At 42.3% G+C, this 11765-nt stretch carries 9 protein-coding genes; 6 read left to right on the top strand and 3 right to left on the bottom strand.

The window, feature by feature from the left end; genetic code table 11:
• Positions 1-314: 314 nt before the first annotated feature.
• From ACED29_RS11155 to fadI, 3 genes are all read right to left on the bottom strand, one after another.
• On the bottom strand, positions 315-605 hold the full coding sequence (locus tag ACED29_RS11155) for a hypothetical protein (protein WP_371697690.1): 291 nt from the start codon (positions 603-605) through the stop codon (positions 315-317).
• Between the two features lie 242 nt (positions 606-847).
• Positions 848-2974, bottom strand: coding sequence for a fatty acid oxidation complex subunit alpha FadJ (gene fadJ / locus ACED29_RS11150; RefSeq protein ID WP_371697689.1), 2127 nt, complete (start codon positions 2972-2974; stop codon positions 848-850).
• 5 nt (positions 2975-2979) lie between these two features.
• Positions 2980-4290, bottom strand: coding sequence for an acetyl-CoA C-acyltransferase FadI (gene fadI / locus ACED29_RS11145; RefSeq protein ID WP_371697688.1), 1311 nt, complete (start codon positions 4288-4290; stop codon positions 2980-2982).
• 248 nt (positions 4291-4538) lie between these two features.
• Between fadI and ACED29_RS11140 the strand changes: the two genes are divergently transcribed.
• The 6 genes from ACED29_RS11140 to ACED29_RS11115 are packed head-to-tail and all read left to right on the top strand — an operon-like array spanning position 4539 to position 11746.
• Positions 4539-5495 (top strand): MoxR family ATPase, encoded by a 957-nt coding sequence (locus ACED29_RS11140; protein ID WP_182723297.1) that lies wholly within the window; start codon positions 4539-4541, stop codon positions 5493-5495.
• A 41-nt stretch (positions 5496-5536) separates the two neighbouring features.
• Positions 5537-6472, top strand: coding sequence for a DUF58 domain-containing protein (locus ACED29_RS11135; protein ID WP_273059617.1), 936 nt, complete (start codon positions 5537-5539; stop codon positions 6470-6472).
• Positions 6473-7021, top strand: a complete 549-nt coding sequence (locus tag ACED29_RS11130) for a DUF4381 domain-containing protein (protein WP_273059618.1) — start codon at positions 6473-6475, stop codon at positions 7019-7021.
• Positions 7015-8022 (top strand): VWA domain-containing protein, encoded by a 1008-nt coding sequence (locus ACED29_RS11125; RefSeq protein WP_371697687.1) that lies wholly within the window; start codon positions 7015-7017, stop codon positions 8020-8022. The genes ACED29_RS11130 and ACED29_RS11125 overlap by 7 nt, the downstream gene beginning before the upstream one ends.
• Complete coding sequence (locus tag ACED29_RS11120) at positions 8019-10121, top strand: VWA domain-containing protein (RefSeq protein ID WP_371697686.1); 2103 nt, start codon at positions 8019-8021, stop codon at positions 10119-10121. Before ACED29_RS11125 ends, ACED29_RS11120 begins: the two co-directional genes overlap by 4 nt.
• Entirely contained in the window at positions 10115-11746 is a 1632-nt protein-coding gene (locus tag ACED29_RS11115; RefSeq protein ID WP_371697685.1) for a BatD family protein, read from the top strand. Before ACED29_RS11120 ends, ACED29_RS11115 begins: the two co-directional genes overlap by 7 nt.
• Positions 11747-11765: the final 19 nt, after the last annotated feature.

Raw genomic sequence — 11765 nt, 5'->3', positions numbered from 1 at the left:
TGCCGGTATTCCTGCAATCAAAGTCCTAGACACACAAACAGCCGGTATTCCTGCAATCAAAGTCCTAGACACTCAAATAGCTTAAGGAGAACCCTATGTTTACTTCTCTAAAAATAGCACTTGGTTTAGCAAAACCAGCTCGTAAAAAAGTAAAATTGCCTGAAGGTTTAAATCACCTTGAAGTTATCCAAGCCAGAGCTTGGTGGAAGTAATTCTTAAGATACTGATGGTTAACCATCAGCCATAAAAAAGGAGCATAAGCTCCTTTTTTGTTATTTGAAATATGAATTTTGATATAACAAACTGAAATGAGATTAGCCTTCTATGCTATAACGGCCATATCGCCAAACCTTCATATCAGCTAAGCGTTTGTGTGTGCTAAACAATGGGTAAGTAAGTGGCCCTAGTATACAACCAACACATCCCCACCGCTTTACTGCTAATCCATGCTTATAAGCTGCAAAACCAAATAGAAAACCACTACTAATACTCAATAAAACAAGCATGAATAACCAACTGAACTGCATTATCGCAAACTCCAAATAAGTCAGTAAATTAAATAACTCAGTAAATCTCATCCCTACCAGCACATCATTACGACTCATCTTTGACTCGCAAGTCATAATATTAACGCCATCAGATCCAAGCTATGACAGCTTAATGGCGAAATATCACCCACATAATAGTTTACGCTATCATCATCAACAATGAGTATTATACCCTAAAGAGGCATCTATCTGATTAAAAATCAGGCAAAAGCATGCCTTAAATAAATAAAAAAGCGGCAAACAATTGCCGCTTTTTTACAACTTGATAACTTTTTATTCGCTAAATAAAAACAGCCTTATTACTTTTTATAAAATTGGCTTCTATCACTGGCCATTTTGACTAACGTGTCGCACGGTGCGAAACGGTCACCGTAGAGTGATTGATAGCCGTGTAAAGTTGCCACTAAATTGCTCGCACCTAAGGTGTCGATATAACGGAACGGGCCACCTAAGAATGGGGGGAAGCCAATACCGAATATCGCACCGATGTCACCATCTCTTGCAGAGGCAATAATCCCCTCTTCCAGACAACGAACGGCTTCATTAAGCATTTGAATGGTACAACGCTCTGCAACATCTTTTGCTTCTTTATCTGAAGCTATTGCGATATCGAGTACCTTATAAACTGACTCATCAACCAATTTGGCTTTTTTAGCTTTAGGCCCGTATTGGTAGAAACCTTTGCCATTTTTACGACCTTTACGGTCATCGGCTAATAACTTGTCAAAAGCTGCGGGGGCTTTAAAACGATCGCCGAGCTCTTTTTCTAAAATTGGCGAAATTTTAGCTCCTACGTCAATGCCCACTTCATCGAGCAACGTCATTGGCCCCACAGGGAAACCAAACTTGACTAACGCGCGATCTAGATGCTCAACACGCTGACCTTCAAGTAATAACTGTGCCGCTTCGTTCATATACAGGGCTAGAATACGGTTAACGTAAAAACCAGCACCATCTTGAACTACGATAGGTGTCTTTCCTTGCTTGCGTGCGAACGCCACTGTAGTAGCAATGGTTTCGGGTGATGTGGTTTTATGCGCAATCACTTCAACTAAGGGCATTTTTTCTACCGGAGAGAAATAATGTAAACCGATCACATTTTCAGGACGGCTTGCCGCTGCAGCAATCTGACCAATAGGTAAAGATGAAGTGTTCGATGCAAAAATGGTGTTTTCACCACATTCACGCTCAACATCCTGAACCATTTTATGTTTAAGCGCTAAGTCTTCAAATACCGCTTCAACCACGATATCGGCATCTTTAATACCGGTATATTCAGTGGTTGTTGTCATTAATGCCATGACATTATCACGCGCGATGGGTGTCATATGACGACGTTTTACGCCTTTATCTAAAAGCTTGTAAGCATATGATAGTGCGTTACTGAGTCCCTGCTCTGAAATGTCTTTTACACGTGCTGGAATTTTAGCTTTAGTAGTCGTAACAGAGGCAATACCACCGCCCATCAAACCACCACCTAATACCATTACTTTTTTAACTTTACGTGGCACAGCGCCTTCAGCACCGGTTTCTTTTTTCATTTCCGTAGTGGCAAAGAACAAGCTACGTAATGCAGCAGACTCTTTTGACATCACCAAATTAGCAAAATGGGTCGCTTCAACCTCAAGCCCTTTCACCATGCCTTTATTCATACCTTGGCGAACACAATCAATAATTTTGGCAGGTGCAGGATAATTACCCTGAGTTTTCTTCATTACCTGTTTACGAGCTTGATCAAACATAATATCGCGAGTAAACGAAGATGATTCTAAAAACTGATTAATTTTAGATTGCACCACAGGTTTTGCAGCTTGTTTGCCTTTTTTTGCTAACTCAATCGCAGTTTCAAGCAAAATAGAGTTAGGGACAACATCATTCACTAAACCCATTTTTAATGCTTGTTTAGGACGAATTTGCTTGCCAGTAAGCATCATATCTAACGCAGTTGCAATTCCGACTAATCGAGGTAAACGCTGTGTACCACCGCCGCCAGGCAGCAGACCTAGTTGTACTTCAGGCACACCTAGCATGGTTTTTTTATCATCGCTACATACACGTAAATGACACGCTAGCGCTAACTCTAAACCACCGCCTAAACAAGCACCGTTGATAGCGGCAACAACCGGAATGGATAAGCCTTCAAGCTCAGAAAAAACCACATGACCTTGTTGTGACAATGCTTTGGCATCAGCTTCACTCTTGCAAGCGGCTAACATTGTGATATCAGCACCAGCAACAAATGAATCAGCCTTGCCAGAAATAACCACCAAGCCTTTAATGCTATTATCAGCTTTAATTTCGGTTAAAATGTCACTAATTTCAGGGCCAAATTGTTCTTTTAAGGTGTTCATGGTTTCACCAGGAACATCCATTGTTAAAATCGCAATACCATCGTCACGACGAGCTAAATTAAATGTTTTTTCCATGCTCATTACTCCACCTCTAAAATCATTGCAACACCTAAACCACCCGCGGCACAAGCTGTCGCTAATCCCGTTCCACCACCACGACGCTTAAGCTCTCGACACACTTGGGTAATCAAACGTGTTCCGGTTGCCGCAAAAGGATGGCCATAAGCCAACGAGCCCCCCAAAACATTAAATTTACTCATGTCGATTTCGCCAATGGCGCGACTACGACCTAACTTCTCTGCAGCAAATTTCTTTGAAGCAAACATTTGCATGTTAGCTAATGTTTGCGCCGCAAATGCTTCGTGCATTTCAATGAGAGTTAAATCTTCTAATTCCATTCCTGCGCGTTTTAATGCTAATGGCGTGGCATAAGACGGCCCCATCAACATATCTTGCCAAACATCAATAGCGGTAAATGCATAACTTTTGATATAGCCAATTGGCTGATAACCTAGAGCTTTGGCTCGACCTTCACTCATTAAAATGATTGCCGATGCACCATCAGTTAATGGCGTACTATTCGCGGCAGTCACGGTACCGTGTTTACGGTCAAATGCGGGACGTAATTTGGCATAAGACTCTAATACAGAGTTTTCACGAATATTATTATCGCGGTCAATAAATTGTTTAAAAGGTGGAATATGAGCTGTCATCACCTCTTGTTGAAGCACGCCAGAATTCCAGGTTTCAGTGGCTAATGTATGTGAACGATGCGCTAATGCATCTTGATCGGCACGACTGATGCAGTAAGTCTTAGCCATTTGTTCTGCGGTTTGCCCCATAGACAAACCCGTTGAATATTCAGCAACCGCAGGCGGGACAGGCATTAAGTCTTTCAAACCTAAACGGCGTGCAATCGCAAATTTCTGCTTAAAAGTGCGTGCTTTATTTAAGTCGACTAAAGCATGTGCCAGCTTCTTTGATACCCCAATCGGTAACACAGAAGAAGAATCCGAACCACCCGCTAAACCGATTTCAATGTTGCCAGTCATAATTGACTCAGCGACGTTAACCGCAGACTGGAAACTAGTTGCACAAGCTCGAGTGACAGAATAGGCATCAGTTGACACATTCATTCCGGTACCCAGTACAATTTCACGGGCTATATTTGGCGCTGCTGGCATTTGTACAACTTGGCCATACACTAGTTGTTCAATTAATTGAGGATCAATTTCAGAGCGAGACAGCAACTCATTTACCACCATTTTGCCCATATCTAGCGCAGATACGCCATGAAAGGCTGTTGCTTGTTTTGCAAATGGTGTTCTTAAACCGGCAACAATCGCAATGCGTTCACCCCGGGAATTCGTTACTTGTTGTCTATCACTCATGTGTCACCCTCTATTATTGTTAGCTCATCTCGGCTCAGCCGGTAAGTTTATATGTTGCCAGATAATCTGGTCAGACCATCAAAGTGTGACCTGATTCTAACTTTTTATTGAACGGTTTTAAACAGGCGTTTACAACTATCTACTTCATAAAGAGTTAAATTGTGTTAATCCTACTAGCCAAAAACCAATAGAATTCATAACATAGGATTTAATACACCCAATGCCAACTAAATAAATTGAGTACTACTATGCCGTTAAGTCGTTTTCACTCACTCCGCGCCTATTTAGATACTGTTGTCTTAGGTCAACCCGTATTAACAGAAAACTTGCTGATAGCACTTATCGCAAATGGTCATTTATTAGTTGAAGGTCCACCAGGTTTAGCAAAAACGCGAGCCGTAAAAGCACTATGCGACGGTGTCGAAGGTGAGTTTCATCGTATTCAGTTTACGCCCGATTTGCTGCCTGCCGATTTAACCGGTACCGATATTTATCGCCAACAAACCGGTACATTTGAATTTGAAGCAGGGCCCATTTTCCATAACTTAATCCTTGCAGATGAAATTAACCGAGCCCCTGCCAAAGTACAATCTGCTTTATTAGAAGCCATGGCTGAAGGCCAAGTTACTGTAGGAAAACACAGTTATCCTCTGCCGCCACTTTTTTTAGTCATGGCAACCCAAAACCCACTCGAAAACGAAGGTACCTACCCCTTACCGGAGGCACAGTTAGATCGTTTTTTAATGCATTTAAACCTCGATTACCCCAATGCCGAAACCGAATGCGAAATCTTACGCCAGTCCCGTAAAGAGGCTAAGACACACCAATTACCAACGATAGATCCTGTTGCGCAAGCAGATGTATTTGCTGCAAGAGATCAGGCATTAGATATTTATTTAGCTGAGCCACTCGAAAAGTACATCGTTGAGATTATTATGGCGACTCGCCAACCAGCAAGATATGGCGCAGATTTAGCAAAATGGCTCGAGTATGGCGTCAGTCCACGCGCCACGATTTCATTAGAACGTTGTGCAAGAGCACGCGCTTGGCTGTATGAACGAGACTTTGTATCGCCAGAAGATATTCAAGCGGTTGCGCCCAATGTTTTACGGCACCGCTTGTTACTCAGCTATCAAGCTCAAGCTGAAGGTGTTACGGCAGATCAAGTGATTGATCATATTCTGAGTCAAGTTGCCGTACCGTAGATGTTGCAATAGGTGCACTTATTATTGAGCATGATTAGATTATGATGAACCAAACCTACTCATTACCCCTTTACAGTGATGGTATGAGCTTAAATGAGCAAGAATTAATTGCTTGCCAAAGCTTGTCGCGCGCCCTCCCCGATCATAAATCGCGGGCAAAAGCAGCCTTGTCGGGCCATCGAAGCAGTCAAATAAAAGGCCGCGGTATGGAGTTTGCTGAAGTTCGTCATTACCAAAATGGTGATGATGTTCGAACCATTGACTGGCGAGTAACTGCGCGAACCGGAGTTGCGCACACTAAGTTATTTGTGGAAGAACGCGAACGTCCTATCCTGCTGTTGATAGATTTGAGCCACAGCTCATATTTTGGCTCGCAATTATTACTTCAATCTGTCCAGATAGCCCATTTAGCGACCACATTAGGTTGGAATGCAATCAATAATGGCGACAGACTTGGGGCGTTAATCGCCAGTGAAACTAATCACTTAGAACTTAAACCGCGAAGTCGCCGCCAAGGTATTTTGCAATTAACGTCGGGGTTAATTGATGTTCATCAGCAGCAATTAAAGCAAATTAATCAATTGTCACCTGATCCAGGCCATATGTTTAAAGCCTGTCAACGTTTACAACGTATTGCAAAACCTGGTTCTCTAATCTGGATTATTACCGACGGTCAACATCTTAACCAACAATGCTTAGCACCATTAACTGAGTTATCACGTCACTGTGATATCGGAGCATTTGTGGTAACCGATCCATTAAGACAAGGAACCTTGGCGTTACCAAAACAATTTGCCTTACCCGTTCGAGATGGCCAACAACAATTGACCTTAACTCGGCAAAGTTACGAGGCTTGGTTAGCGAATCAACAAGCGCAGCAACAACAATTTTTTGCTTTAATGAATTTGATTAAAGTGCAACCAAAATTAATTGATGCCGCTAAACCGCTCAGTGCCCAATTGGATATTTTACGTTAAATGACCACGCCAAACATACCATCACAACCAATGCCAATTGATGCCAACGCATCGGCTTTAGCTCAATTGCACGATATTGCGTTACCCGCCCCGATCAGCACCATGCCGATTGCGCCAGGATATTGGATAATCGCAGCCGTATTGATTATTTTAGCCGTTTGGTTGGGCAAGCGTTTATATAAACAACATCAATATCATGCACCACGCAAAATAGCCCTAACACTCTTACAAAGTTATAATGTCGAAGATGATAGCTTTGCAGCACAAGTCAATAGCTTACTCAAGCGTACCGCATTAACTTATCTACCACGAGAACACCTCGCTAAACTCAATGGTCAACCTTGGTTTGATTGGTTAGATACTCGTCTCGCGCCAGATCAACAACATCAAATAGGAAAATTACTCGTTAAGCGTCACCAAGCGAGCGGCTTAGATCAAGCCGAAAAAGTCCAATTACTCCAGTTAGCACAAGCTTGGCTCAACAATAAGCATGCTTTTAGTGATGCGACCTTAATATCCAACAATCCACATCAGGAGGCCAAATGTTAGCATTTTACTGGCCATGGTTATTACTCTTACTGCCACTGCCGTTATTGATTAAGCGTATTAATATAGACAGTGCCGGTGGACATTTACAGTTACCAGGCATCGCTACTACGATGACGCACTCAAGGGCGGTCAATCAAAAAGTGAGTCGTAAACGGTATTGGTTAATGTGGACTTTTTTTCTATTAGCAATAGCAAGGCCACAATGGTTAGGAGACCCGATTGAATTACCCGCCAAAGGTCGTGATTTAATGATGGCGGTTGATTTATCGGGCAGTATGCAAATTGAAGATATGGTGATAAACGGGCAAACGGTTAATCGATTTACGTTAATTCAGCATGTATTAAGTGATTTTATTGAGCGTCGAAAAGGAGATCGGCTCGGACTCATATTATTTGCAGACCACGCCTATTTACAAGCACCGTTGACCCTAGATCGCCGCTCTGTAGCCACGTTTTTAGATGATGCGCAAATAGGCCTAGTAGGTAAGCAAACCGCTATTGGTGAAGCGATTGCCTTAGCGGTAAAACGTTTTGATAAAGTCGATGAAAGTAACCGTGTACTAATTCTCCTCACTGACGGTTCTAATAATGCTGGCAATATTGACCCCGAAGTCGCAGCCCAAATTGCGGCTAAACGTAATGTCACCATTTACACTATTGGCGTGGGCGCAGAAATATTAGAACGGCGCACTATTTTTGGTAAAGAGCGAATTAATCCTTCAATGGATTTAGACGAGGAGCAACTCAAAAAATTAGCCAGCATCACTAAAGGTCGATATTTTAGAGCTCGTAACAGTGAAGAGTTAAACAGCATTTATCAAGAAATAGACAAGTTAGAGCCGGTAAGCCGAGATCAATTAAGTTACCGCCCAAAAAGTGAATTATTTTATTGGCCTTTATTAATGTCATTACTAATCAGCTTCTTAATCAGTTTGCAGCAACAATGGCCAAATCAGTTATGGCCTAAAATCAAGTCTAACAAAGAGGCGGATCAACAATGATACATTTCATTCGCCCTGAATGGCTATTGGGCATGATTCCAGTATTGATATTAAGTGCATTATTTTGGCGTAGACATAGCCAGCAATCAGCATGGAAACAATATATCTCCCCGCATTTAAGTCAGTTACTGGTGACCCAAACCGTGGAGAAAACTCATCAACCTAAATGGGTACTGATTGCCTGCTGGATAATTGCAGTGATTGCGCTTGCCGGCCCAGCGTTGAATAAACAAAGTTTGCCGGTATTTGCTACTGAGCAAGGTAGAGTGCTCATTATGGACATGTCGCAGTCTATGTATGCCACAGACTTAAGCCCGAATCGCTTATCTTATGCCAAATTTAGAGCTACCGATTTACTAAACGAACTCAAAGAAGGCGAAACAGGACTCATTGCCTACGCTGGTGAAGCTTACACTATCAGCCCGTTAACTCGTGATAGCAGCACCATTTTAAATTTATTACCCACATTATCACCTGATATTATGCCAACCAAAGGATCTAATTTAGCAGCAGCATTATCACTGGCAGAGAAACTATTAGCTCAAGGTGGCCATGTCAGTGGCGACATTATAGTGATGACCGATGGCATTTCTGCACAGCAATTTAATCAAGCAACCAGTGCCGTCAACGACCGTTATCGTTTATCTATTATGGCATTTGGCAGTAAACAAGGCGCCCCGATCCGTTTAGCTGATGGTCAGTTATTGCGAGATAACAGTAATGAAGTGGTTGTCGCTAAAACCGATTATGGTTTATTACAAAAACTAGTAAAGCAACATCAGGGTATCCTAGTGCCAGCGCAAACAGATGGCAGCGATATTTCAACTCTTACACAATGGTTAGCCTCAGACGGCAAAGCGAGTGAAACAGAACTCGCTGGTGAGACTTGGCAAGATCTCGGGCCATATCTGGCAATGTTATTAGTCATCCCAATATTAATGAGTTTTAGACAAGGATTATTAACGGTTATGCTTAATCCTGTTTTGCTATTGTCTGCAGCAATGGCGTTTGGCCTAACTCACAGTCAACCAGCACAAGCGTCGGTGTGGCAAGATTTATGGCAAACCCAAGATCAACAAGCCGAATCGGCCTTTCAGCAAGGTGAGTTTGCTCAAGCTGCTGACACATTTAAAGACACTCAATGGCGCGCCTCTGCACATTACAAAGCGGGTAATTATCAACAGGCACTGGCTGAGTTTGAACAAAATAATACTGCCCAAGGGTTATTCAACCAAGGTAATGCACTGATGCAGTTGAAAGACTACCCAGAAGCCATTACTCGTTATCAAAAAGCGATTGCCGCGCAATCACCTTTTATCGAAGCAGAACAGAATTTAGCCTTAGCTCAACAACTGCTCGAACAACAGAAAAAGGACTCATCAGAACAAGAGTCGGATAAGTCACAACAAGACTCATCCGACTCAAAAGATGATCAAAACTCATCTTCTGAGCAATCTTCTAATAAAGACAAATCACCACAGTCAGAACCGGATAAGTCTCAGCCCGGTGAACAAAAAAACCAGCAAGGTCAACAAGACCAATCGAGTCAGCAAAACCAAGATCAGCGCGCTGAAAATCAATCTAAAGACAGTAATGATAGCTCCTCTGACAGTGATAAGTCAGCTGAAAAAGATCAAAAGCAAAATGAAAAACAATCTCAATCAGCATCCAATGATCAGCCGTCAGGTGAGCAAAAAAATGACTCACAACAAAATAGCTCAGAGCCACAATCATCACCAAAGACTAATGATAACAAGGGCTCACCCAAAAATGATCAATCGCAAGACTCACCTGAAAGTAATGAATCTAGCATGCAAGCCAGTGCGAGCCAAAATGAAGATCAGCCTACTGATGATAAACAGAAGATGAGCGCAGCTAAGGCTTCTGACCTTGCAAACTCCGAAGGTAATTCGCAAGATAAACCAGCTGAAATGGTATCAGCATCGCAGATGAATCAAGATTCACTGCCTGCGGACATGGAAAGGGCTCTTCGCGCTATCAATGAAGATCCCCAAGTATTAATCCGTAATAAAATGCAACTTGAATATCAAAAACGTCGTCAAAACAGTCAACCACGTGAGGATAATGAACAGTGGTAATTAGAACTTTTTTTAGCTTATTGCTATTGATTATTGCAGCTCCTGTATTTGCAATGAGCCAAGTACAAGCAACTGTAGACCGTAACCCTGTGGTTGCTGGTGAATACTTCGTACTCGATGTAACTGCTGACGACGATCTCAGTGCCAACGAATTGGACACTTCGATATTACTGAAAAACTTTATTGTCGGCAGAACCAGTGTAGGTCGCAGTACCAAAATGGTTAATTTTGACACCACAAAAGAAACTCGTTGGCAGATATTATTATCACCTAAATCAGTAGGTAATATCACGATTCCCGCATTTAACATCAAAGGCGTGAGCTCAATCCCGATTAATCTTAAAGTGATCCCACAAGGCACAACAGCCGACAAAGCTGAAAATGTATTCATGAGAATATCGACGAGTGCCTCTGATGCTTATGTCGGCCAGTTAATCACCTATAAAGTAAAATTGTATCTTGCAGTAGAATTACAACGTGGAGTGCTCAGTGCTCCAGCCATTGAAGGGGCACAAATCAAGCAAATCGGTGAAGATAAAGACGGAAGCGAAATTGTCGATGGCCGCCGTTTTAGAGTGATTGAACGTACTTATGGGATTATTGCTGATCTGCCTGGAGAGTTGGTGATTAATGGCGCCGGCTTTTCGGGTGATGTTATTGTCGAGGCTCCTAGGCGTGGAGGTATGTTTGGTTTTAATGAAAGTCGACCAATACAAACTGCAGCCGAAAGGCAGGTAATTCAAATCAACCCTATTCCCCCAAGCTATAAAGGAAAATGGTTAGTCAGCGATATTGCAGTATTAAAAGAAACTTGGCCAGAAGATGTTAATGAATTTGAAGTCGGTAGCCCAATTACCCGTTCAATTAGTTTAATCGCATCCAATACGGATGACACCAGTTTACCAGATATTGATATTCCGCTGACTGAAGGCTTAAAAGCCTACCCAGAAAAACCAGTAAGACAAACTTTTGTTCGCGACAACCAAGTCGTGTCGCAATACAGTATCACTACCGCGATTGTGCCAACAAAACCGGGAACCTATACCCTACCTGAGATCCGTGTACCTTGGTGGAACCCACATCTTAAAAAACAACAATTTGCCACGTTACCAGAACGAACAATTAACGTAATCGGCAGCTCAACGGCAACCACTGACATTCCACCCGTTGATAATTTTAGCGCAGTTCAAGGTCGCGGATATTGGCCACTATTAAGTGCCGTTCTGGGGATGTTATGGCTTATCACCTTAGTATTATGGCGTAAGGCGGTATCGGCAAACCGAGCACAGCCATACACAGATGATGACAATAAAAGTCAAAAAACAAAGCCTAAAACAACCGCAAAAGGCCTCGATGCCATTATCGATGCATGTGACCGTAACGATAGCAGTGCTGCTATTGTCGCAGTACAAGGCTATTTTAGTGAACGCTTAGGAAAATTCATGACGCTAACGCAAATCAGTGGCTTATCTGAGCAATTGTCGGCGGCACTGAATAAATTACAAGCAGATAAATACAGTAATCATCCACAAGCAATTGACAAAAAATCACTTATGGATGCCATTTTGGCTTATCGGCAACCTGATGCAGGTAAAAAATCATTAATTAAACAACTAAATCCCTAATATTTAAACGCTAAATAGC

It is taken from the genome of Shewanella sp. 5S214, from assembly GCF_041439795.1.
Lineage (GTDB): Bacteria > Pseudomonadota > Gammaproteobacteria > Enterobacterales > Shewanellaceae > Shewanella > Shewanella vesiculosa.
This window is presented reverse-complemented; position numbering and strand designations above follow the sequence as displayed.

Coding starts and splice junctions, on each gene's coding strand:
- ACED29_RS11155 (WP_371697690.1), bottom strand. CDS start 605: ATGAGTCGTAATGATGTGCTGGTAGGGATGAGATTTACTGAGTTATTT.
- fadJ (WP_371697689.1), bottom strand. CDS start 2,974: ATGGAAAAAACATTTAATTTAGCTCGTCGTGACGATGGTATTGCGATT.
- ACED29_RS11135 (WP_273059617.1), top strand. CDS start 5,537: ATGATGAACCAAACCTACTCATTACCCCTTTACAGTGATGGTATGAGC.
- fadI (WP_371697688.1), bottom strand. CDS start 4,290: ATGAGTGATAGACAACAAGTAACGAATTCCCGGGGTGAACGCATTGCG.
- ACED29_RS11140 (WP_182723297.1), top strand. CDS start 4,539: ATGCCGTTAAGTCGTTTTCACTCACTCCGCGCCTATTTAGATACTGTT.
- ACED29_RS11125 (WP_371697687.1), top strand. CDS start 7,015: ATGTTAGCATTTTACTGGCCATGGTTATTACTCTTACTGCCACTGCCG.
- ACED29_RS11120 (WP_371697686.1), top strand. CDS start 8,019: ATGATACATTTCATTCGCCCTGAATGGCTATTGGGCATGATTCCAGTA.
- ACED29_RS11130 (WP_273059618.1), top strand. CDS start 6,473: ATGACCACGCCAAACATACCATCACAACCAATGCCAATTGATGCCAAC.